Genomic DNA, 20177 nt, shown 5'->3' on the forward strand with positions numbered 1-20177 from the left:
GCGGGGCGGTCAGACGACCCCCGCGCGGCCCATATCCAGAAACTTCTCGCGCCGGCGCGCGCGCAGCGTGGCGCCATCCAGGGCCAGCAGGGGCTCCAGGCTGTCCCAGATCTGGCGGGACACGGCGGCCAGCATCGCCGCCGGGTCGCGATGCGCGCCGCCCAGCGGCTCCGCCACCACCGCATCCACCAATGCCAGCTTGCGCAGGTCCTCGGCGGTCAGGCGCAGCGCCTCGGCCGCCGTCGCGGCCTGGGCGGCGTCGCGCCACAGGATGCTGGCGCAGCCCTCCGGCGAGATCACCGAATAGATCGAATGTTCCAGCATCAGGATGCGGTCGGCGGCGGCGAGCGCGATGGCGCCGCCCGACCCGCCCTCCCCGATGATGGTGGCGATGAAGGGCACCGGCGCGTCCAGCCCGGCCTCGATCGAGCGCGCGATGGCTTCCGCCTGGCCGCGCGCCTCCGCCTCGATGCCCGGGAAGGCGCCGGCGGTGTCGACGAAGGACAGGATTGGCAGGCCGAAGCGGCCGGCGAGCTCCATCAGGCGGCGCGCCTTGCGGTAGCCCTCCGGGCGGGCCATGCCGAAATTGTGTTTGACCCGGCTTTCGGTGTCGTGGCCCCGTTCCGTGCCGATGACCATGACGGCACGGCCACGGAACCGCCCCATGCCCCCGGTCACCGCCAGGTCATCGGCGAAGGCCCGGTCGCCGGCAAGTGGCAAGAAGTCCTCGATGAGGCCCTTGATGTAGTCGGAGGCGTGGGGGCGTTCCGAGTGGCGGGCGATCTGCGCCTTCTGCCACGGCGTCAGCTTGGCATAGGTGGCGAGAAGCAGCTTATGCGCCTTGTCGCGCAGCTTGCTGACCTCCTCGGCCACGTCGATGCCGCCGGCATCCGTGGTGCGGCGCAGCTCCTCGATCTTGCCTTCGAGTTCGGCGATGGGTTTTTCGAAATCCAGGAATTGGCGCATGGCGCAGGCGGGTTACCCGAAAAGTGGTGGCTGCGTAAGGGTGGGGTCGGATTAAGCCGATGGAAACCGCCTTGTGGCAGGCTGGGGCTGCAATCCCCGCCGCCCGCGAAGGCCAAAACAAATGTCATTCTTCCGCCGCGACCCATCGGATCTGTCGGTGAAGGCCGAATGGCTCGACACGCTGTCGAGCCATGCGGGCGTCGGACTCTGGGACGCCATACTGCATGAGGGGGATGCGATGCACCCCCTGTCGCGCTGGACCTGGTCGGCGGAATTCCGCCGGCTCTGCGGCTTCGCCAGCGCCGCCGAATTCCCCGACAAGGTGCAGAGCTGGTCCGACCGCCTGCATCCGGAGGATATCGACGGCACCTTCGCCGCCTTCGGCGCGGCCCTGGCCAGCGGCAGCACCTATGACACCACCTATCGCCTCAAGGTGAAGGATGGCAGCTATCGCTGGTTCCGCGCGACGGGCGGCGTCATCCTGGATGCCAACCGCAAGCCGCGCCGCGCCTGCGGGTCCCTGGTCGATATCCATGCGGCGAAGGAGGCGGAGGCCGCCAACCGGTCGATGATGCGCCGGATGGCCGACAGCTTCGAGGCGGAGGTGATGGCCCTGGTCGGCCAGGTGGCCAATGGCACCGCGCGCCTGGAACAGGATGCCAGGGCGATGAACGCCGCCGCCGCCCGCACCCTGGACCAGACCGGCACGGTGGCCGGCGCCGCCGCGAATACCAGCGGCAATGTCCGCTCGGTGGCGGAGACGACGGAGCAGGTGACCGCCTCGATCCAGGAAATCGGCAGCCAGGTGGTGCGGTCCACCAGCGCCACCGGCTCCGCCACCGAACAGGCGCGGGGTGCGACGCTGGTGGTGGAAAGCCTGATCGCCGATGTGCGGCGGATCGGCGATGTGGTGAAGCTGATCTCCGACATCGCCGGCCAGACCAACCTTCTGGCCCTGAACGCCACCATCGAGGCCGCCCGCGCCGGGGAGGCCGGGAAGGGCTTTGCCGTGGTGGCCAGCGAGGTGAAGACCCTGGCCGCCCAGACCGGCAAGGCGACGGAGGACATCACCGCCCGCATTCATGCCGTGCAGGTGGCGACCGACAGCGTTGCCTTGGCGATCCAGCAGGTGGCGGCGACCATCGTCAACCTGAATGAAAGCGCCTCCGCCATCGCCGCCGCCGTGGAACAGCAGGGCGCCGCGACGCGGGAGATCGCGCGCAGCGTGCAGCAGGCGGCCGGCGGCACCGACGAGGTGTCCTCCGCCATCGCCACGGTGGATGAGGCGGCGCGGGAGACGGGTTCGGTGGCCGGGCGGATCGTGGAGGATGCGCGGTCGCTCTCCGGCCAGGCCGGCGCGCTGCGCGACCAGGTGAACAGCTTCCTCGGCCGCATCCGCGCCGCGTGAGGGTGGCTGATACTCAGCGCACAAAGGTTTCACCTTTGTGCCCCTCAGACGCCGGGCGGGCCGCATCCGCGGCCCTTGGCTTCGCGGCATGAGCCGCGGCGCGCATTCGCGCGCTCGGCCCTTCGGGCCGCAGGTCGGCACTTCGTGCGGTTGGTCTGATGCGGCCGAAGCTGCCCGGCCTTACCCCTGGCGCGGCAGTTCCTGCTCCGCCAGCGTGGCGAACCAGGAGGCGCCGATGGGCAGGATCTCGTCGTTGAAGTCGTATTTCGGGTGGTGGACCATGGCGTCGCCCTCGCCCTTGCCGCCTCCCAGGAACAGATAGGCGCCGGGCTTCTCGTTCAGCATGAAGCTGAAATCCTCGCCGCCCATGGTGGGCTGCGGCAGCGGGCGGGCGCGGGCCTCGCCGACCACCAGGGCGGCGGCGCGGGCGGCGGCCACCGTGCTCTCCGGCTCGTTCACCGTGGCGGGGTAGGCGCGGGTGAAGCTGGCCTCCGCCGTGGCGCCGAAGCTGGCGGCGACGCCGCTCACGATGCGCAGGAAATTCGCCTCCAGAAGGTCGCCGACCTCCGGCAGGAACCAGCGCGCGGTGCCCTGCATCTGCACGCTTTCGGGGATGACGTTGAAGGTGAAGCCGCCCTTGATATGGGCGATGGTGATGACCCCCGCCTCCAGCGGATTCACGTTGCGCGCCACCACGGATTGCAGCGCGGTGACGATGTGGGAGGCGATGAGGATCGGGTCGATGCCGTTATGCGGCATGGCGCCATGCGCGCCGCGACCGGTGATGGTCGCTTCCAGATTGGCCACCGCCGCCATCACCGGGCCGGGCGCGTGCAGAAAGATGCCGGCGGGCGCGCCGGGCCAGTTGTGCAGGCCGAAGATGCGATCCATCGGGAAGCGCTGGAACAGCCCCTCCTTCACCATCACCTCGCCGCCGGCCAGGTTCTCCTCGGCCGGCTGGAACACCAGGTAGACGGTGCCGGCGAAGTTGCGGGTCTCGGCCAGGTACTTGGCCGCGCCGAGCAGCATGGTGGTGTGGCCGTCATGGCCGCAGGCATGCATGATGCCGGGCGTCCGGGAGGCATAGGGCTTGCCCGTGGCCTCCTCGATCGGCAGCGCGTCCATATCCGCCCGGAAGCCGACGGCGCGGCCATTCGGGCCGCCCTGGCCGTGGATCACGCCGACCACGCCGGTGGTGGCAATGCCGGTCACGACCTCGTCGCAGCCGAATTCGCGGAGCTTCGCGGCGACCACGCCGCTGGTCCGGGTCTCCTGGAAGCCCAGCTCCGGATGGCGGTGCAGGTCGTGGCGCCATTCCGTCATCTCGGGATGGAATTCGGCGATGCGGTTGATGACGGGCATGGGCGCGGCCTCCGGCTTGACCCTCCCTGTTTGGGACGGGTCACCGGACCGCGCAAGGTTTACGCGACGGGCGGCAGCATGAAGGCGAGGTCGGCGCCCTGCGGCGCCTGGGTCACCTGTTCATGCACCAGCCGGTCCCAGCCGCGCGCCGGGGCGGGGGCGGGGGACCAGAGGGCGCGGCGGCGGGTCATTTCCGCCTCATCCACCAGCAGTTCGATCCGGCGGTCCTTGACCGAGAGGCGGATACGGTCGCCGGTCTCGGCCAGGGCCAGCGGGCCGCCGACCGAGGCCTCGGGCGCCACATGCAGCACGATGGTGCCGAAGGCGGTGCCGGACATGCGGCAGTCGGAAATCCGCACCATGTCCTTCACGCCGGCCCGCGCCAGCTTCTTGGGGATCGGCAGGTAGCCGGCCTCCGGCATGCCGGCCGGGGAACGCGGGCCGGCATTCTTGAGGACGAGAATATCGGTGGCCAGCACGTCGAGCTCCGGGTCGTCGATCCGGTTGGCCAGGTCTTCCAGCCCGTCGAACACCAGGCAGCGCGCCTCCGTCTCGAACAGCGATGCGGTGGCGGCGCTGCGCTTGAGGATGGCGCCGTCCGGCGCGAGCGAGCCGTAGAGGGTGACCAGCCCGCCCACCGGCGAGACCGGCGTTTCGCGGGCGCGGATGATCTTGCGGTCCACGAAATGGCTGCCATCGCCGATCCGGTCGCGCAGCGTCACCCCATCCAGGTCCAGCGTGTCGAGGTCCAGCAGGTCGCGGATTTCCCACAGCAGCGCCTGCATGCCGCCGGCGCTGTGGAAGTCTTCCATATAGCCCTCGCCGGTCGGCTTCAGATCGACCAGCACGGGGGTGGTCTCGCTGAGCTCGTCCAGGCGCCGCAGGTCCAGCTTCAGCCCGGCGCGGCCGGCGATGGCCGCCAGATGCACCACCGCATTGGTGGAGCCGCCGATGGACAGCAAGACTCGGACAGCGTTGTCGAGGTTGCCCTGGGTCATCAGCGACAGCGGCGTGACCGGCTTCTGGATCAGCCGCACCGCCTGGGCGCCGGCCTCCTCGGCCATGCGCAGCCGGTCGGCATGCACCGCGGGGGCGGAGGCGGCATCCAGCGGCATGAAGCCGAGCACGCTGGCGATGCAGGCCATGGTGCTGGCCGTGCCCATCACGCCGCAGGTGCCGGCGGTGGTGGCCAGTTTTCCCTCAAGGGTCTTGATCCGCTCGCCCGAGACTTCCCCGGCGCGGTAGCGCGCCCAGTAGCGGCGGCAATCGGTGCAGGCGGAAAGCCGTTCGCCCGCGAAGGACTGCGCCAGCATCGGCCCCACCACCAGCATGACGCTGGGCGTGCCGGAGGAAATGGCAGCCATGAGCTGGGCCGGCACGGTCTTGTCGCAGCCGCCCACCAGCACGGCGGCATCCATCGGTTGGTTCGCCAGCATCGCCTCCGTGTCCAGCGCCATCAGGTTGCGATAGTGCATGGAACAGGGGGTGAGGGAGGGTTCGCAGATGCTGATGGTCGGGAAGGCAAGCGGCAGGCCACCGGCCGCCAACACGCCGCGCTTCACCGCCTCGATCAGCTCGGGCGCCGTGCGGTGGCAGTTGTTGTAATCCGAGCCCGTATCGGCGATGCCGACCACGGGCTTGTCCAGCATCGCCTGGGAATAGCCCATGGACTTGGCGAAGGACCGGCGGAGATAGAGGGCGAAGTCGCGGTCCCCGTAGTTCGAGGAGCGATTGGCGAGGCCTTGCGGCTTGGGGGTCGTTTCCATGGGTGGGAGACTCCTTCGCGGCGCGTGGCCTGTCCAGAGGTGTCTTTCAGGGCGGCAGCAGCGCGTCCACCAGCGCCTCGATCTCCGCGGCGATGCCATCCGCCGCCAGGGCGGCGCGGATGGCGCGGCGATGGCCGGTGAAATGCGCGGCGGGGTCGAGCGGGACGCTGGCCGCGACCGCCTCGGCCTGGGTGGCGGCGGCGGCGAGGTCGCGATGCAGCGGCTCGGCCGGGTCGTATTCGGGGATGGGGAGGGTCCAGACGAGGTTGTCGAAGTCCCGCTTGTCGCGCTGCCCATGCGGCTGGAGGTCGGTGATTTTTGCCAGTACGGCGGCGCTGTTGAGCAGGGCGAGAAGGTAGCCGGCTTCCTCGGCGGACCGGGCGGGCGCCCAATAGGCTTTGTGCTCGACGATGAAGGCAGGATCGTTCACACGAGCGGCGCTGAGGCGCGTGCCAGATGCGGTGTAGAGGACCCGGAGTTCCGCGTTGACCGTCTGTGCGGAAGTTCCTCGCATGTGATCGAGCCTTCCGCGCAGCGTCATCCGCTGTTGGCCGACACTATTTCTATTGCTGTGCTCGGCCCATTTTTTTTCGCAGTCGCCAAGCCAGGCAGCGAGATAACGGTAGCCGCGATCCGCCGCAGCCGCCGCGTCAAGTAGCTCGCTTCCGGCAAGCGGAATAACGGCCGTCGCGGTGTCCAGCATGCGGTATGGCGCCACCGATTCTCCAAGAGCAAGCGGTCGCAGGAAGATCGCCTCCACCGGGCCGCGTGGCGGCTCGATGTCCTTCCACGGCGCCTTGTCGAGCGACCCAACTCGCCCGCGGACTCTCGGCGCGTTACGGTTCCTCCCAAGTCGCGTCTCCGGTTCCGGGTCCACGACAAAGAACCGCCGCGGCACCACCGTCGCGCCCTGCCGAAACCGCGCCCGATACGGCGAAACCCCCAAAAGTGTCCGCGCCCGCGGCCAGGGCGCCCGCGTCCTTTGCAGGACCATCGCGGCTTCCGCATCCGTCGCATCGCGCCGCGCCAGCCGTCCCGCAAAACGATCCACCTCCGCCGGCACCGGCCCGGCCGGGGCGCGCTGGCCGAACAGCACGCAGGTGCTGGTGGTGCTGCTGCCGGATTGCGCGCCGAAGATCGGCCAGACCCGTTCCAGCGCCCAGGCGCCGGTCAGCCGCACCTCCACCCCGCCGAACACCCCCGCCCGCAGCGGCGCGAAGACCGGCGCGTTCAGCGCCGCGAAGGGCACCACGAAGGCCAGAGTGCCGCCCGGCCGCAGGTAGCGTTCCGCCCCGCGCGCCCAGAACAGCGCCCAGATATCCTGCTGCGTCGCCAGGTTGCCGCCGACCCAGAGGCCGTATTCCGAAAGCCCCTCCTTCACCCGGTCCTTCATCGCCGGGCTGAGGTGGCGGTAGACGATCCAGGGCGGGTTGCCGACCAGCACATCCGCCCGCTGGTCATCCCGCGACAGGAAGATCGGCCGGCGCAGGTTGCGCAGCACGAAGGTCCAGATGCCGTTGCGCCCGGCATCGTAGAGCCGCTTGAGATGCGCATAGGTCTGGCCGAGCCGTTCCACATCGGCCGGCGCCGCCCCCTCCAGCCGGGCCAGGCGGCGGGTGACCTGCACGGCGGAGGCGCCGTCGCGCAGCCCCTGGTTCAGCGTCTCCAGCCCCTGCTCGAACAGCTCCTGCTCCTCGGCGAAGCCGGTGGGCACCTGGAGCGGCGCCTCGCCCGGCACCTCGATCAGCACATCCGCCTGGTCCAGGTAGCGCCGCAGCCCCCATTGCAGCGCATCGCCCAGGAAGACCGGCACGGTCAGCCGCGCGGACCGCCCGGCCAGCACCTCCCCCAGCGCCAGCAGCCAGGTGACGCGCGCCAGCGTGACGGCGACGGGGTGCACATCCAGCCCGCGCACCCCCTCCGCCGCCGCTTCCAGGATACGCCGATCCTCCCACCCCGCCGCGCGGCCGGCCGCCACCAGCCGGCGCAGCGCATGGAACAGGAAGGTGCCCGATCCGCAGGCCGGGTCCAGCACGCGCTGTTCCAGCGGCCGGGGGACGGCCGCCTCCACCACCCGGAAGGCGAGCCAGTCCGGCGTGTAGTATTCGCCGAGGTCGTGCCGCTCCTCCGGGTCCACCAGGCTTTCGTAGAGGATCTTCAGCACGTCGGTCTCGACATCGCGCAGCCGGAAGCGGTCGGCGCCGCGCGCCACCTGGCGCACCAGCGCCGCGCCCTCGGCCTCGCGCAGCGGCCAGTCGAAGAAATCGGCCTCCACCGCGCCCTGGATACCCTCATCCGCCAAGGCGGAGCCGGAGAGCAGCGCGGCGGGGTCGTCCACCGACAGGCCCAGGACCCGGGCGGCGATCGCCTTCACCACGATCACCAGATAGGTGTGCTGGAGGAACAGCGAATCCTGGCCGACCGCCTCGCCATAGGCCTCGCGCAGCAGCCCGTCCCACAGATCCCGCTTCAGCCGCACCTCCGGATCGTCGCGCAGCCGCGCCCAGAGGGCTTCGAGCGAGAGGCGGGCGCGGCCGAAGGTCAGGCTGGCGCGGCCAAAGGCCTGGGCGATGCTGCGCGGGTCCGGAATCAGGTCCGGCGTGTCGGAGAGCAGCGGCTCCAGCCAGGCCATCAGCTCCGCCGGCCGGGCAGGGTCGGTCTGGTGGCGGGCCAGTTCATGCAGCGCGCCGTCGCGCAGGGCATAGGCGACGAAGGTGGCGCCATCGGTGGCGATGCCGGTGACCGGGCGCGGGGAGGCGGCGCGGGCGGCGGCGTCGCGCAGATAGTCCGGCATGCGGCGCAGCACGTCCGTTTCCTCGCGCCGCAGGTCGGATTTCAGCTCGATGACCGTGGCGCCCCACAGCGTGTCGATCCGGCCGGTGCCGTCCAGCAGCCAGGCTTCCTGCTGCATTTCGTGCCAGGCCGCGCCGAAACCCTCGCGCAGCAGCTCGCCGAGCATCATGCGCAGAGTCTCGTGCCGCGGCCGGGTGGCGAGGGCGGCCACCACGTCCGGCAATCTATTGTTGCGCCACGGCATTGCGCCAGGATGCGTGATCGGGGGCGGGCTGCCTAGTGGCACTGGCCGCTGTGCCGACTCGCCGGTTCCCTGCTATCGCTAGGCCATGCACGGACAAGCCGATCTCTTCGCATCCGAACCGAAACCCGCCGCCGAAGGGCCGAGCGAGGAGGTCGTGCGGATCATGCGCGCGCGGCTGCAGGCCACGCTCGCCCTGGTGCGGGCGGCCGAGGACATGCCCTGGGACGACCATCTGGCCATCATCCGGGAGGATAATGCCTTCCGCTACGGCAAGGACCTGCTGCCGGCGGCGGAGGCGGCCGCGCTATGGGCCGCCTTCGATGTGGAGATGGACCGGCTCTACGCCGTGATGAACGCCCGCCTGGCAGCCGAGGCGCCGGAATAGGCGCGCGCCGCCGCGCTCACGCCGGGCGGTGGCAGACGCAGCAGAGCTTGTTGCCATCGGGGTCGCGCAGATAGGCCCCGTAATAATCGGCATGATAATGCGGCCGCAGCCCAGGGCTACCCTCCTCCGTCCCGCCCTGGGCGAGGCCGGTGGCGTGGAAGGCGCGGACGGCGGTGCGGTCCGGCGCCTCGAAGGCCAGGGTGACGCCATTGCCGGCGGTGGCGGGGCGGCCGTCGATCGGGCGCATCAGCCAGAATTGCGGGCTCGCCTCGGGGTTCGCGGCATAGCCGGCCTGGCCCTGTGCCGCATCGGTATGGAAGCGGGTCAGGCCGAGCGGGACGAGCAGGGCGTCGTAGAAGGCCAGGGCGCGGTCGAAGTCGTTGGTGCCGAGGGAGGCGTGGCTGAACATCGTCGTGGCCTCCGGTTGCCGGGGCGGTTTGCCATGGCGGCGCTTGATGCGTCTTGCGGTCCTGGCGATGGGTGGCGGTATCCCGATACCGCCAGCGAAAAACCCCGGTTTGCCTTGACTTTCCGACCCTGCCGCCGGATAAGGCGCGCCAGACCGATAGTCGGAATTACGAAGCAGATGCTTACTCGGCAAACCACCTCCATCAAGCCGGCGGAGGTCACCAAGAACTGGGTGCTGATCGACGCGGAGGGCCTGGTGCTCGGCCGTCTGGCCAGCGTCATCGCCAATCGCCTGCGCGGCAAGCACAAGCCGACCTTCACCCCGCATGTGGATTGCGGCGACCATGTCGTCGTCATCAACGCGAAGAAGGTCAAGGTCACCGGCCAGAAGGCCGAGCAGTCCGTCTTCTACTGGCACACCGGCTATGCCGGCGGCATCAAGGGCCGCACGGTCGCCGAGCGCCTGGCCAGCCCGCACCCCGAGCGGGTGCTGGAGAAGGCGGTGGAGCGCATGATCACCCGTGGCCCGCTCGGCCGCGCGCAGATGCGCAACCTGCATGTCTATGCCGGCCCCGAGCATCCCCATGCCGGCAATACCCCGGCCGCGCTGGATGTCGGCGCGATGAACCGCAAGAACGTCTTCGGCGCGCCCGCGAAGGCCGCCGCTGGTAAGGCCGCCTGAGCATGAGCGAGACTGAATCCCCCCGCAGCGGCGGGTCCCTGGCCGAACTCAAGGACCTGGTCGCGGCCGCCGGTGGCCCCGCCGCCGAGCCGGCAGCGATCGTCGCCCCGAAGCGTGACAGCCTCGGCCGGTCCTACGCCACCGGTCGCCGGAAGAACGCGATCGCCCGCGTCTGGGTGAAGCCCGGCAGCGGCAAGATCGAAGTGAACGGCAAGCCCTCCACCACCTATTTCGCGCGCCCCGTGCTGCGGATGGTGATTGGCCAGCCCTTCCTGGTGGCCGATCGCGACCAGCAGTTCGATGTCTTCGCGACGGTCGTCGGCGGCGGCCTGTCCGGCCAGGCCGGTGCGCTGCGCCACGGCATCACCCGCGCGCTGACCTATTACGAGCCGGGCCTGCGCGGCATCCTGAAGAAGGCCGGCTTCCTGACGCGCGACAGCCGCGTGGTCGAGCGCAAGAAGTACGGCAAGGCGAAGGCCCGCCGATCCTTCCAGTTCTCCAAGCGCTGACGCCGGGCGGACCGGGCGTCACGCCCGGCCTGCATGGCTGGTTATCCGAGAGGGGCAGGTCCGCAAGGGCCTGCCCCTCTTGCTTTTTCGGCCGCCGGAGGGCGGCATGGCTGCGATCCGAGGGAACATGACCATGGCCAAGGGACCCATCCCCAGCGTTTTCATCGACGGCGAGGCCGGCACCACCGGATTGCAGATCCGTGAGCGCCTGGCCCGTTTCCCCGGCATCGCCCTGCGCAGCATCCCCGACGCCCAGCGCAAGGACGCCGAGGCGAAGCGCGCCCTGATGGCGGAGGTGGACCTGGTGGTCCTCTGCCTGCCGGACGCCGCGGCCAAGGAAAGCGCCGCCATGGCGCAGGCCCTTGGCGCCGATGCGCCCAAGCTGATCGATGCCTCCACCGCGCATCGGGTGGACCCGGACTGGGTCTATGGTTTTCCGGAGTTGAACGCGGCGCAGGCGGCCGCCGTGGCCGGCGCCACGCGCGTCTCCAATCCCGGCTGCTACCCCACTGGCGGCATCGCGCTGATCCGTCCGCTGGTCGAGGCCGGGCTGCTGCCGCCGGATTATCCGGTGACCGTCAATGCCGTCTCCGGCTATTCGGGCGGCGGCAAGCAGATGATCGCGGAATTCGAGCCGACCCGCAGCGCCGCGCCGTTTTTCCTCTATGGCCTGAACCTCGAGCACAAGCATGTGCCGGAGTTGCAGAAGTACGGCGCGCTGACGCGGCGGCCTGTCTTTGTCCCTTCGGTGGGTGACTTCGCGCAGGGCATGCTGGTGTCCCTGCCGCTGCATCTCGACCTGCTGAACGGCAAGCCGACGCCCGCCGACCTCGAAGCCTGCCTCCGCGCCGCCTATGCCGGCAGTGGCTGGGTGCGGGTGGAAGCGGCCGACGCCAAGGCGCGGCTGGCGCCGGAGGAGTTGAACGGCAGCAATTTTCTTGAATTGCGCATCTACGGGAATGCGGCGCTCGGGCAGGCGGTGCTGGTGGCCAAGCTGGACAATCTGGGCAAGGGTGCATCCGGCGCGGCGGTGCAGAATATCGGGCTGATGCTCGGTGTGGACGTGAGCGCCGCACTGCCGCTGGCCGCTTGAAATAGCTGGGAGAAAACGAATGACCGGTCCCGTCATCCCCTTCGAGGACAAACACCCAAAGATCCATCCGGAGGCGTGGGTGGCGCCGACCGCCATTGTCATCGGTGATGTCGAGATCGGCGAGGACAGCAGCGTCTGGTATCACTGTGTGCTGCGTGGCGACACCAACATCATGCGCATCGGCGCCCGCACCAATATCCAGGATGGCAGCGTGCTGCACCTGAATGCGGGGGCAGAGCCGCTGATCATCGGCGATGACGTCACCATCGGCCATGCCTGCATCGTGCATGCCTGCACTCTGAAGAACCGTGCCTTCGTCGGCATGGGCGCGACGGTGCTGGACCGCGCGGTGATCGAGGAGGGCGGGATGCTCGGCGCTGGCGGCATGCTGCCGCCCGGCAAGGTGATCGGCCCCAACGAGCTGTGGATGGGCAGCCCGGCCAAGCTGGTGCGGGTGATGTCGGCGGAGGAGCGGGGCAAGTTCGACCGCACGGCGCCGAATTATGTGGCGCTGGCGAAGCGGCATCGCGCGTCGCTCGCGCGTTGAGCCGCCACAGGGCCTGACTTGTGGGGCGCCTTGGCGCGCCCCATTTCCGGCTAACGCAAGGTGAGGATGCCCGACATGCGACCCGCACTCGCCACCCTGGCCGTGACCGCCCTGCTGGCCGGGGCCTGCACACCGAGCCCGCCGCCGGAATATGTGAACCTGCCGGTCAGCGCCGAGCGGGCCGGACTCGGCGACCCCACGCGCGGGGCCATTCTCGCCTCCTCCTACGCCTTCGGCACACCCTCCTCCCTCGCCGGTGACCCGGCGGCGGCGGCGCAGGCCCTGGCGCAGCTGGAATACCTCACCGTGGAGCTGGGCTTCGGCGGGCCGTGGCGGGACATGCAGCCGCTGGTCTCGGTCGAACTGCGCCAGGCGCGGGCGGAGACGCGGCAGGCGCTGGGCTTCCGGGGCGATGCCCCGCCGCAGGTGGCGGTGAATGCGCTGTATGACGCGGCCGCCGCGCTGCGCCGCAACGACCGGGCGGCGGCTGGCACGGCGCTGGCCGCCCTGGCCCCGCAGGGTGGCCCGGATGCGGCGCTGGCCCGGCTTTCGGACCTGCCGCCCTTGCCGCGTGCCGCTTCGGCGACGGCCCGGGCACGGGATGCGCTGAACCGGCGCGACAACGACCGGAACCAGCGTGAGCGGTTTTTCTAGACTTCTTCCCGTCCTGATCCTGGCGGGCTGCATGGCGCAGCCCGTGCCACCGCCGGCGGAGGTGCCGCTGGCCATGCCGGCCGGGCTGGGCGATCCGGCCCGCGCCGCCGTCCTCGCCGCCACGCCGGCTTTCGCGGATACCACCACCCTGGCCGGCAGGCCGGCGGAGGCCGCGCGGCAGGCGGCGCGGTTGGAATGGCTGGCGGCGACACTGGTGCATCTGCCCGAATGGCGCCGCGCCTCGCCCTTGCTCGGGCTCTTCCTGATCCAGGGCCGGGATGAATTGCGCGGGGCGCTGGGCATCCCATCCGCCGCCGCGCCGGCCGCGGTGGCCGGCGCCCTCCTCGATGCCGCGGCCGCGCTGGAGGCAGGGGAGCCCGCGCGCGCTGCGGCGGCACTGGACGCGGTGGGGCAGGGCGGCAGCATGCTTGCCCGTCTCGCCACGCTGCCGCCCTTGCCGCATGCCGCGCGGGCCACTGCCTTGGCGCAATCCGAACTCACCGGCGACGGACGCTGGGACGTCGACTGAACGGCTGATGGCGCAGGGTTGACCGCCCTGGGATCCTGGTGGCTTGCGCGGTGTGTAGCCTTGGCTACATACTGACGGTCGAGCCTGATGTTCAACCTCATACGACATCCACCGACTCCAACAGCCGATAGGGATGCCATGACCGGACCTGCAACCCGCCGCCGCCTGCTGGCCGCCAGTCTTGCCTTGCCGGCACTTCTTGCCTTGCCCGCGCTGCCGGCCCGCGCCCAGGCGCCGAAGCGCGTCGTCGCCACCTTCACCGTGCTGGCCGACATGGCGCAGAACGTGGCCGGGGAGGCGGTGCTGGTGGAAAGCCTCACCCGTCCCGGCGCCGAGATCCATGACTACGAGCCGACGCCGCTGGATGTGGTGCGCGCCCGCGCCGCCGATCTGGTGCTGTGGAACGGCATGGGGCTGGAGCGCTGGTTCGAGCGGTTTTTCAGCCGCGCCGGCAATACCCGCCAGGCCGTGCTGACCGAGGGCATCACCCCGATCGGCATCGGCGAGGGCCCCTATGCCAACCAGCCCAACCCGCATGCCTGGATGTCGCCGACCCTGGCGCTCGTCTATGTCGAGAACATCCGCAAGGCGCTGTCGGAACTCGATCCCGCCAACGCCACCACCTTCGCCGCCAATGCGGAACGCTACTCGGGACAAATCCGCGCGGTGGATGCGCGGATGCGCGAAAGCCTGGCGCGGCTGCCGGCCGATCGCCGCGTGCTGGCGAGTTGCGAGGGCGCCTTCAGCTACCTGACCCGCGACTACGGCCTGCGGGAGGCCTATCTCTGGCCGATCAATTCCGAGGATGAGGGCTCGCCCCGGCAGATCCGCGCCATGATCGACACGGTGCGACGTTCCCGCGTGCCGGCGGTGTTCTGCGAAAGCACGGTGAACGACCGCCCGATGCGCCAGGTGGCGCGGGAGGCCGGCGCGCGCTACGGCGGCGCCCTGTTCGTCGACAGCCTGACACCGGATGACGGCCCCGCGCCCACCTATCTCAAGCTGCTGGAGGCGAATGCGGAGGTCATCCTGCGCGGCCTGCTCGGCACGCAGGCACCCCGCTGATGGATGGCGGGGCGATGCCGGGGCTGGTGGTGCAGGGCGTCACCGTCACCTATCCCAACGGCCACCTGGCACTGCGCGATGCCAGCTTCATCCTGGCCCCGGGGACGGTCTGCGGGCTGGTGGGCATCAATGGCAGCGGCAAGTCGACGCTGTTCAAATCCATCATGGGACTGGTCCGGCCCAGCGCCGGCAGCGTGCGCATCGGCGGGGAGCCGGTGCAGGCGGCGCTGCGGCGCAACCTCGTCGCCTATGTGCCGCAGGCGGAGGAGGTGGACTGGTCCTTCCCCGTCGGCGTGCGCGACGTGGTGATGATGGGCCGCTATGGCCACATGAGCATTCTTCGAATCCCACGCGCGGCTGACCACAAGGCGGTGGATGCCGCGCTGGCGCGGGTCGGCATGTCGGACCTCGCGGAGCGGCAGATCGGCGAGTTGTCGGGCGGCCAGCGCAAGCGCGTCTTCCTGGCGCGTGCCCTGGCGCAGGGCGGCCAGCTTCTGCTGCTGGACGAGCCCTTCACCGGGGTGGATGTGACCACCGAGGACGCGATCATCGACCTGCTGAAGGCATTGCGGGAGGAGGGGAAGATCATCCTGGTCTCCACCCACAACCTCGGCTCCGTGCCGACCTTCTGCGACCATGTGGTGCTGGTGAACCGAACCGTTCTGGCGGCGGGTCCGACGGCGGAGGTTTTCACCGGCCCCAACCTGCTGCACGCCTTCGGCGGCGCGCTGCGCCAGCACAGCCTGCCGGAACAGGCCAAGGCCCATGCGCCGCTGGAAGCGGGGCATGTGGTGGTGCTGTCGGATGACGAGCGGCCGCTGGTGATGGCGCCGGACGGGCGGGTGCTCGGCCGGCTGACGCAGGATCTGTGAGGGTGGCGAAGCTGCGTGTCGTGGGTACCCGCCGATGACCGAACTCCTGATCCCCTTCGAATACGACTACATGCTGCGCGCCATGGGCATCAGCGTGCTGGTCGGCGCCGTCGCCGGGCTGCTCTCCTGCTACGTGGTGCTGAAGGGCTGGTCGCTGATGGGCGATGCGCTGAGCCATGCCATCGTGCCGGGCGTGGTGCTGGCCTGGCTGGGCGGCATTCCCTTCGCCATCGGGGCCTTCGCCTCCGGCATGCTGGCGGCGCTGGCCATGGCCGGGCTGCGCGGCCGCACCCCGATCCGGGAGGATGCGGTGATCGGCGTGGTTTTTACGGGTTTCTTCGGGCTGGGACTGTTCCTGCTGTCGCTGTTCCCGTCGAATGTGCGGCTTCAGACCATCATCTTCGGCAATGTGCTGGGCATCGCCGATGCCGATATCATCCAGATGGCGATCATCGCCGTGGTGGTGGCGCTGGTCATCGCCATCCGTGGGCGCGACCTGATGCTGTCGCTGTTCGACCCGGTGCAACTGGTCGCCGCCGGCGGCAGCCCGGGGCGGATGCGGGTGCTGCTGCTGACCCTGCTGGCGGCGACCGCCGTGGCCGGGTTGCAGGCGGTGGGGGCGGTGCTGGTGATCGGCATGCTGGTGACGCCCGGTGCCACCGCCTATCTGCTGGCCGATCGCTTCGGGCGGATGGCGGCCATCGCATCGGCCATCGGGGCCAGCACCGGCTTCCTGGGCGCCTATGCCAGCTATTTCCTGGATGGCTCGACCGGCGGCAGCATCGTCGCCCTGCAGGCGGCGATCTTCGTGGTCGTGCTGGTCTTCGCCCCGAAGCACGGCATCCGCGCCAGCCGCCGTGCCGCCGCGAAAGCCGTGGAGTCCCCCGCATGATCGAGGCCCTGCTCGCCCCCTGGATGCATGGCTTCATGATCCAGGCGCTGTTCGTCGGGCTGATGGTCGCCGCCCTTTCGGCCATCCTGTCCTGCTTCGTGGTGCTGAAGGGCTGGTCGCTGATGGGCGATGCGGTCAGCCATGCCATCCTGCCCGGCGTGGTCGGCGCCTGGCTGCTCGGCATTCCGCTGGTGATCGGCGCCTTCGTCGCCGGCCTCACTTGCGCCATCGCCTCCGGCGCCATCAAGGCCACCTCCCGCGTCAAGGAGGATGCGGCGATGGGGGTGGTGTTCAGCGGCATGTTCGCCGTCGGGCTGATCCTGCTGTCGCAGGTGCGGTCCAACGTGCATCTCTCCCATGTGCTGTTCGGCAGCATCCTCGGCATCGAGGCCGAGGATTTCTGGACGACGCTCGGCATCACGACGGCCGCCCTGCTGGTGCTGGCGGTGCGCGGGCGGGACCTGGTGCTGTACTGCTTCGACCCGGGGCAGGCGCGCATCGTCGGGCTGCATGTCGGCCGGCTGCGGCTGCTGCTGCTGACGGTGCTGGCGGCGAGCATCGTGGCGGGGGTGCAGGCAGTGGGCGTCATCCTGGTGGTGGCGCTGCTGATCACGCCGGGCGCCATCGGCCTGCTGATGACGGACCGCTTCGGGCGGATGGTGATGGTCTCGGTGGCGGCGGCCTGCACGGCGACGGTGGTGGGCATCCAGCTCAGCTTCATGCTGAACGCCTCCACCGCCGGGTCGATCGTGCTGGCGCTGTCGGCGATCTTCGTCCTCGCGCTGCTGGCCTCCCCACGCCACGGCTTGCTGCGGCGGCGGCCGGCCGCGCAGCCGGGATGAGGCCGAGCGGCCAGCGGTAGCCGCTGCCTTTCGGATCAAGCTGTAGCCCGTGCTTCAAATTGGCACCGGTCATTCCACGATGCTAGTAGGTGCGAATGACCACGGCCGATTCCAGCCCGGAGCCCTGCCCATCCGAACCGCCGGATGAGGCCGCGCGCCATGCCTCCGCCCGCACCGCCCGCGCCGCCGCGCTGGCGGAGGATTATGTCGAGATCATCGCCGACCTGCTGGAACGCGATGCGGAGGCGCGGCCCACCGACATCGCCCGCCGCCTCGGCGTCACCCATGCCACCGCCATCAAGACCATCGGCCGGCTGAAGCGCGATGGGCTGGCGCATTCCAAACCCTATCGCGGCGTCTTCCTGACGGAGGCCGGGCACGAGCTCGCCCGCCGGGTGCGCGCCCGGCACCAGACCGTGGTGGCCTTCCTCGCCGCGCTCGGCGTGCCGGCCGATGTCGCGGAACAGGATGCCGAGGGCATCGAGCATCATGTTAGCGCCGAGACCCTCGCCGCCTTCGAGCGTTTCCTGTCGGAGCGTGGCAGGACGCCATGATCGAATTCCTCGACGGCATCCGCGCCAGCATCCATGAGGCCTGGCTGATCCCCGCCCTCTATGACCTCGGCCTGATGGCCTGGGAGGAGGAGGCCTTCGACTGGCTGGGCTTCGCCCTGCTCGGCCTGGTGCAGATCGCGGTCTGCATCGCGCTCTGCGGCGGGCTGGAGCTGTGGCGGCCGGTGGAGCGCTGGAAGGACAGCGCGGCGGTGCGGACGGATATCCTCTACACGCTGCTGATCCGCCTCGGCATCCTGCCGCTGGCGGTCTTCGTGCTGTTCCGGCCTTTGCAGGTCTGGCTGCATGGCACCATCGTCGATTTCGGCATGGTGCCGCCAACGCTGGAAAGCCTGATCCCGCCGCTGCGCGACTACCCGCTGATCGCGCTGGCGATCTATGTGGTGGTGCTGGATTTCGGCGAATACTGGCGCCACCGGCTTCAGCACAGCATTCCCTGGTGGTGGGAACTGCATGCCGTGCACCACGCCCAGACCCAGATGACCTTCTGGACCGATGACCGCAACCATCTGGTGGATGACGTCATCGCCGCCATCTGGCTCGGCCTGCTGGCGCTCGCCATCGGCGTGCCGCCGGCGCAGTTCCCGGTGATCGTGCTGGTCACGCGCATCGTCGAATCGCTGTCGCATGCCAATGCGCGGGTGGATTTCGGCGCGGTCGGCGAAAGGCTGCTGGTCTCGCCGCGCTTCCACCGCGCCCATCACGGCGTGCTCTCCACCGAGGCCAAGGGCGTGAACTACGGCGTGCTGCTGCCGGTCTGGGACTGGATGTTCGGGACCGCCGACTGGAACCGGCGCGACTATCCGGCCACCGGCGTGCCGGGGGCGGATGCGGCCATCGTCAGCGGCGGCTTCCTGGCGCAGCAGGTGGCCGGGCTGCGCGCAGCTCTGGCCCGGCTGCGCCCCCGCTCAGCCCGTCCGACGCGCGAGCAGCACGAATAGGCGGTGCGTGGCGATATCGACCTTGCGGCGGGTATGGTCCTGCCAGGCGCGATCGGCCTCGGCCTCGCTGTGATAGGGGCCGTGCAATTCCTCGGTGCCCTTCTCCAGCACCGTGAAGCTGGTGTCGGTGAAGACGCCGCCCCAGACCACCCAGATCTGCTGCTCGGTCATCCTTGGTCCCTTCATCATGCCGCGGTGCAGCATTAGAGCATCCGGCTGCGTGGCGGTATCGCCAGGCCCGGGTAAATTGGACCGCCGGCCCTACAATTTCATGAAGGGATCAGCAGGGCCGGATCGGCAGATGTGGCGCCGGGTCCACGACCACGCCATTCACCACCAGTTCGAAATGCAGATGCGTGCCATAGGTGATGCCGGTGCGCCCGATGCGGCCAAGGCGCTCGCCCTGCGCCACGCGACGGCGGCCGGACGCCAGGGCGGGGGCGACGGTGCCGAGATGGACATAGCGGGTGGTGACCCCGCCTTCATGACGGAGCTCGACCGTGAGACCCGCCGCGCCCTGGCGCCGGATCGCCACCACCTGCCCGGCGGCGGCGGCCACCACCCAGGCGCCGGCCGGCGCCGGCATGTCCATGCCACGGTGGTTGCGGGAGGCCCGCGGGCCAGCGGCGCCTTCCGCCCGCGGGCCGAAGGGGGAGGAGATGCAGGCCGGGCTGACCGGCAGCCGCAATTCGATGGGCAGGCGAAGCTCGGGGGGCAGCCGAAGCGTAGGGGGCAGGGTCTGCGCCGTGGCTGGCGCCGCCATCAGCGCCGCCAGCAGGATGAAAAGTCGCATGCCGAATCCTGTCCGAGCCGGGCGGCGGGTTACCCGCGCCACCCGGCAATGGGCAAGCCTCAGCGGCGGTAGTTGCGGCCATCGCCACGCCGCGGCGGGGCTCGGCGGTTGTCGTAGCGCGGCTGCGACTGGTCATACAGGTAGCCACCCGCACTGCCGACACCGGCCCCGAGCAGGGCGCCGAGCCCGGCATTGCCGCTGAAGGAGCCGAGGACGCCGCCGACGGCACCACCGCCGAGGGCGCCGGTGGCGACCCGCTGCTGCGTCGGGTTGAGGTCACCGCAGGCTGCCAGGCCAAGGCCGGCGGCGAGGGGAAGAACGAGGCGCATGAAGCGCATGATCGGGGTCCTTTCGCTCAGCGTGTCGGCCGGCCGCGACGGGCCGGGGGCGTCATCGGCGGGCAGGGGAACTGCGCCTGCGCGTAGCGCAGGAAGCCGTCCAGCGCCGGTTCCCGCGCATAGGACGGGTTTTCGCGCGCCCAGGCGGCGAAGCCGATGCCGGTCTCGGCCACGCTCGGCCCCGGGCTCGGCACGCAATACAGCGGCCGCACCGGCCCACCCGTGGGGTGCAACAGCGCATGATACTGCCCGGCCGCGGTCACGAAGCCCTGGCAATAGGCGATGGCCTCGTAGCGGCGCATGCCCTGGACCCGCGGATCGCAGACGGCGGCGAGGTCGGCCACGGTCTGCACATGGTCGGTCAGGTCGTTGTCACGGTCGGGGCCGCGCGGTCCCTGGGCGTGTGCGGTGGAAAGGCCCAGCAGGCCCAGCATGGCGACGGTTGCCACAAGGCGCATCGTCGTTCCTCCCTTCGGAAGTGAAGCGGCAGAGTCTGCCTGGCCGGGGGTGACCCGG

23 protein-coding genes are annotated in these 20177 nt (G+C 70.2%); 14 read left to right on the forward strand and 9 right to left on the reverse strand.

The window, feature by feature from the left end; genetic code table 11:
• Positions 1-9: 9 nt before the first annotated feature.
• Positions 10-966 carry an acetyl-CoA carboxylase carboxyltransferase subunit alpha gene (locus JJQ90_RS07035; RefSeq protein WP_216873875.1) on the reverse strand — a complete coding sequence of 319 codons (957 nt, stop codon included), beginning with the start codon at positions 964-966 and terminating at the stop codon, positions 10-12.
• A gap of 121 nt (positions 967-1087) precedes the next feature.
• Here JJQ90_RS07035 and JJQ90_RS07040 point away from each other — a divergent pair, with 121 nt between their 5' ends.
• On the forward strand, positions 1088-2374 hold the full coding sequence (locus JJQ90_RS07040; protein WP_216873877.1) for a methyl-accepting chemotaxis protein: 1287 nt from the start codon (positions 1088-1090) through the stop codon (positions 2372-2374).
• Between the two features lie 180 nt (positions 2375-2554).
• Here JJQ90_RS07040 and JJQ90_RS07045 read toward each other — a convergent pair whose 3' ends face one another.
• Genes JJQ90_RS07045 through JJQ90_RS07055 form a run of 3 tightly spaced genes read right to left on the reverse strand, consistent with a single transcriptional unit; the run spans position 2555 to position 8539 of the window.
• Positions 2555-3736, reverse strand: a complete 1182-nt coding sequence (locus JJQ90_RS07045) for a M20 aminoacylase family protein (RefSeq protein WP_216873879.1) — start codon at positions 3734-3736, stop codon at positions 2555-2557.
• 59 nt (positions 3737-3795) lie between these two features.
• Positions 3796-5502, reverse strand: coding sequence for a dihydroxy-acid dehydratase (locus JJQ90_RS07050; RefSeq protein WP_216873881.1), 1707 nt, complete (start codon positions 5500-5502; stop codon positions 3796-3798).
• Between the two features lie 46 nt (positions 5503-5548).
• Positions 5549-8539 (reverse strand): N-6 DNA methylase, encoded by a 2991-nt coding sequence (locus JJQ90_RS07055; RefSeq protein ID WP_216873883.1) that lies wholly within the window; start codon positions 8537-8539, stop codon positions 5549-5551.
• 163 nt (positions 8540-8702) lie between these two features.
• Here JJQ90_RS07055 and JJQ90_RS07060 point away from each other — a divergent pair, with 163 nt between their 5' ends.
• Positions 8703-8924 carry a hypothetical protein gene (locus JJQ90_RS07060; RefSeq protein ID WP_216873885.1) on the forward strand — a complete coding sequence of 74 codons (222 nt, stop codon included), beginning with the start codon at positions 8703-8705 and terminating at the stop codon, positions 8922-8924.
• Positions 8925-8940: 16 nt separating this feature from the next.
• On the opposite strand, the gene JJQ90_RS07065 is transcribed toward JJQ90_RS07060, so the two are convergent.
• Positions 8941-9333, reverse strand: coding sequence for a VOC family protein (locus tag JJQ90_RS07065; RefSeq protein ID WP_216873887.1), 393 nt, complete (start codon positions 9331-9333; stop codon positions 8941-8943).
• A 177-nt stretch (positions 9334-9510) separates the two neighbouring features.
• On the opposite strand from JJQ90_RS07065, the gene rplM reads away from it, so the two are divergent.
• The 12 genes from rplM to JJQ90_RS07125 all read left to right on the forward strand — a co-directional run bounded on the left by rplM (position 9511) and on the right by JJQ90_RS07125 (position 18530).
• The gene (gene rplM / locus JJQ90_RS07070; protein ID WP_216873889.1) at positions 9511-10014 is read left to right on the forward strand and encodes a 50S ribosomal protein L13; all 504 of its coding nucleotides are present in this window, start codon (positions 9511-9513) and stop codon (positions 10012-10014) included.
• A 2-nt stretch (positions 10015-10016) separates the two neighbouring features.
• Positions 10017-10523 (forward strand): 30S ribosomal protein S9, encoded by a 507-nt coding sequence (gene rpsI / locus JJQ90_RS07075; protein ID WP_216873891.1) that lies wholly within the window; start codon positions 10017-10019, stop codon positions 10521-10523.
• Between the two features lie 133 nt (positions 10524-10656).
• Positions 10657-11616 (forward strand): N-acetyl-gamma-glutamyl-phosphate reductase, encoded by a 960-nt coding sequence (gene argC / locus JJQ90_RS07080; RefSeq protein WP_216873893.1) that lies wholly within the window; start codon positions 10657-10659, stop codon positions 11614-11616.
• Between the two features lie 19 nt (positions 11617-11635).
• Entirely contained in the window at positions 11636-12163 is a 528-nt protein-coding gene (locus JJQ90_RS07085; protein WP_216873895.1) for a gamma carbonic anhydrase family protein, read from the forward strand.
• Positions 12164-12238: 75 nt separating this feature from the next.
• On the forward strand, positions 12239-12817 hold the full coding sequence (locus JJQ90_RS07090; RefSeq protein WP_216873897.1) for a hypothetical protein: 579 nt from the start codon (positions 12239-12241) through the stop codon (positions 12815-12817).
• 31 nt (positions 12818-12848) lie between these two features.
• On the forward strand, positions 12849-13346 hold the full coding sequence (locus tag JJQ90_RS07095) for a hypothetical protein (RefSeq protein WP_216873899.1): 498 nt from the start codon (positions 12849-12851) through the stop codon (positions 13344-13346).
• 138 nt (positions 13347-13484) lie between these two features.
• Positions 13485-14411: a metal ABC transporter substrate-binding protein gene (locus tag JJQ90_RS07100; RefSeq protein WP_216873901.1), complete on the forward strand. Its 927-nt coding sequence runs from the start codon at positions 13485-13487 to the stop codon at positions 14409-14411.
• Positions 14411-15283: an ATP-binding cassette domain-containing protein gene (locus JJQ90_RS07105; protein WP_329959397.1), complete on the forward strand. Its 873-nt coding sequence runs from the start codon at positions 14411-14413 to the stop codon at positions 15281-15283. The genes JJQ90_RS07100 and JJQ90_RS07105 overlap by 1 nt, the downstream gene beginning before the upstream one ends.
• A gap of 34 nt (positions 15284-15317) precedes the next feature.
• Positions 15318-16175 carry a metal ABC transporter permease gene (locus JJQ90_RS07110; RefSeq protein ID WP_216873902.1) on the forward strand — a complete coding sequence of 286 codons (858 nt, stop codon included), beginning with the start codon at positions 15318-15320 and terminating at the stop codon, positions 16173-16175.
• Complete coding sequence (locus tag JJQ90_RS07115) at positions 16172-17017, forward strand: metal ABC transporter permease (RefSeq protein ID WP_230410472.1); 846 nt, start codon at positions 16172-16174, stop codon at positions 17015-17017. The genes JJQ90_RS07110 and JJQ90_RS07115 overlap by 4 nt, the downstream gene beginning before the upstream one ends.
• Before the next feature lie 95 nt (positions 17018-17112).
• Entirely contained in the window at positions 17113-17571 is a 459-nt protein-coding gene (gene mntR, locus JJQ90_RS07120; RefSeq protein ID WP_216873903.1) for a manganese-binding transcriptional regulator MntR, read from the forward strand.
• The gene (locus JJQ90_RS07125) at positions 17568-18530 is read left to right on the forward strand and encodes a sterol desaturase family protein (RefSeq protein ID WP_216873904.1); all 963 of its coding nucleotides are present in this window, start codon (positions 17568-17570) and stop codon (positions 18528-18530) included. Before mntR ends, JJQ90_RS07125 begins: the two co-directional genes overlap by 4 nt.
• On the opposite strand, the gene JJQ90_RS07130 is transcribed toward JJQ90_RS07125, so the two are convergent.
• From JJQ90_RS07130 to JJQ90_RS07145, 4 genes are all read right to left on the reverse strand, one after another.
• A complete protein-coding gene (locus tag JJQ90_RS07130) occupies positions 18498-18701 on the reverse strand; it encodes a DUF4170 domain-containing protein (RefSeq protein WP_216873905.1) in 204 nt (67 codons plus the stop codon). The genes JJQ90_RS07125 and JJQ90_RS07130 overlap by 33 nt on opposite strands.
• A gap of 109 nt (positions 18702-18810) precedes the next feature.
• Complete coding sequence (locus JJQ90_RS07135) at positions 18811-19323, reverse strand: M23 family metallopeptidase (protein WP_216873906.1); 513 nt, start codon at positions 19321-19323, stop codon at positions 18811-18813.
• 59 nt (positions 19324-19382) lie between these two features.
• Positions 19383-19661, reverse strand: coding sequence for a glycine zipper domain-containing protein (locus JJQ90_RS07140; protein WP_216873908.1), 279 nt, complete (start codon positions 19659-19661; stop codon positions 19383-19385).
• A gap of 17 nt (positions 19662-19678) precedes the next feature.
• A complete protein-coding gene (locus JJQ90_RS07145; RefSeq protein WP_216873910.1) occupies positions 19679-20119 on the reverse strand; it encodes a Rap1a/Tai family immunity protein in 441 nt (146 codons plus the stop codon).
• Between the last annotated feature and the right edge of the window lie 58 nt (positions 20120-20177).

The sequence above is a fragment of the Falsiroseomonas oleicola genome (assembly GCF_019029495.1).
Classification (GTDB): Bacteria; Pseudomonadota; Alphaproteobacteria; order Acetobacterales; family Acetobacteraceae; genus Falsiroseomonas; species Falsiroseomonas oleicola.

Bases quoted from the DNA above. Each gene is read 5' to 3' on its own strand.
- JJQ90_RS07035 (WP_216873875.1), bottom strand. From the start codon at position 966: ATGCGCCAATTCCTGGATTTCGAAAAACCCATCGCCGAACTCGAAGGC.
- JJQ90_RS07040 (WP_216873877.1), top strand. From the start codon at position 1,088: ATGTCATTCTTCCGCCGCGACCCATCGGATCTGTCGGTGAAGGCCGAA.
- JJQ90_RS07045 (WP_216873879.1), bottom strand. From the start codon at position 3,736: ATGCCCGTCATCAACCGCATCGCCGAATTCCATCCCGAGATGACGGAA.
- JJQ90_RS07050 (WP_216873881.1), bottom strand. From the start codon at position 5,502: ATGGAAACGACCCCCAAGCCGCAAGGCCTCGCCAATCGCTCCTCGAAC.
- JJQ90_RS07055 (WP_216873883.1), bottom strand. From the start codon at position 8,539: ATGCCGTGGCGCAACAATAGATTGCCGGACGTGGTGGCCGCCCTCGCC.
- JJQ90_RS07060 (WP_216873885.1), top strand. From the start codon at position 8,703: ATGCGCGCGCGGCTGCAGGCCACGCTCGCCCTGGTGCGGGCGGCCGAG.
- JJQ90_RS07065 (WP_216873887.1), bottom strand. From the start codon at position 9,333: ATGTTCAGCCACGCCTCCCTCGGCACCAACGACTTCGACCGCGCCCTG.
- rplM (WP_216873889.1), top strand. From the start codon at position 9,511: ATGCTTACTCGGCAAACCACCTCCATCAAGCCGGCGGAGGTCACCAAG.
- rpsI (WP_216873891.1), top strand. From the start codon at position 10,017: ATGAGCGAGACTGAATCCCCCCGCAGCGGCGGGTCCCTGGCCGAACTC.
- argC (WP_216873893.1), top strand. From the start codon at position 10,657: ATGGCCAAGGGACCCATCCCCAGCGTTTTCATCGACGGCGAGGCCGGC.
- JJQ90_RS07085 (WP_216873895.1), top strand. From the start codon at position 11,636: ATGACCGGTCCCGTCATCCCCTTCGAGGACAAACACCCAAAGATCCAT.
- JJQ90_RS07090 (WP_216873897.1), top strand. From the start codon at position 12,239: ATGCGACCCGCACTCGCCACCCTGGCCGTGACCGCCCTGCTGGCCGGG.
- JJQ90_RS07095 (WP_216873899.1), top strand. From the start codon at position 12,849: ATGGCGCAGCCCGTGCCACCGCCGGCGGAGGTGCCGCTGGCCATGCCG.
- JJQ90_RS07100 (WP_216873901.1), top strand. From the start codon at position 13,485: ATGACCGGACCTGCAACCCGCCGCCGCCTGCTGGCCGCCAGTCTTGCC.
- JJQ90_RS07105 (WP_329959397.1), top strand. From the start codon at position 14,411: ATGGATGGCGGGGCGATGCCGGGGCTGGTGGTGCAGGGCGTCACCGTC.
- JJQ90_RS07110 (WP_216873902.1), top strand. From the start codon at position 15,318: ATGACCGAACTCCTGATCCCCTTCGAATACGACTACATGCTGCGCGCC.
- JJQ90_RS07115 (WP_230410472.1), top strand. From the start codon at position 16,172: ATGATCGAGGCCCTGCTCGCCCCCTGGATGCATGGCTTCATGATCCAG.
- mntR (WP_216873903.1), top strand. From the start codon at position 17,113: ATGACCACGGCCGATTCCAGCCCGGAGCCCTGCCCATCCGAACCGCCG.
- JJQ90_RS07125 (WP_216873904.1), top strand. From the start codon at position 17,568: ATGATCGAATTCCTCGACGGCATCCGCGCCAGCATCCATGAGGCCTGG.
- JJQ90_RS07130 (WP_216873905.1), bottom strand. From the start codon at position 18,701: ATGACCGAGCAGCAGATCTGGGTGGTCTGGGGCGGCGTCTTCACCGAC.
- JJQ90_RS07135 (WP_216873906.1), bottom strand. From the start codon at position 19,323: ATGCGACTTTTCATCCTGCTGGCGGCGCTGATGGCGGCGCCAGCCACG.
- JJQ90_RS07140 (WP_216873908.1), bottom strand. From the start codon at position 19,661: ATGCGCTTCATGCGCCTCGTTCTTCCCCTCGCCGCCGGCCTTGGCCTG.
- JJQ90_RS07145 (WP_216873910.1), bottom strand. From the start codon at position 20,119: ATGCGCCTTGTGGCAACCGTCGCCATGCTGGGCCTGCTGGGCCTTTCC.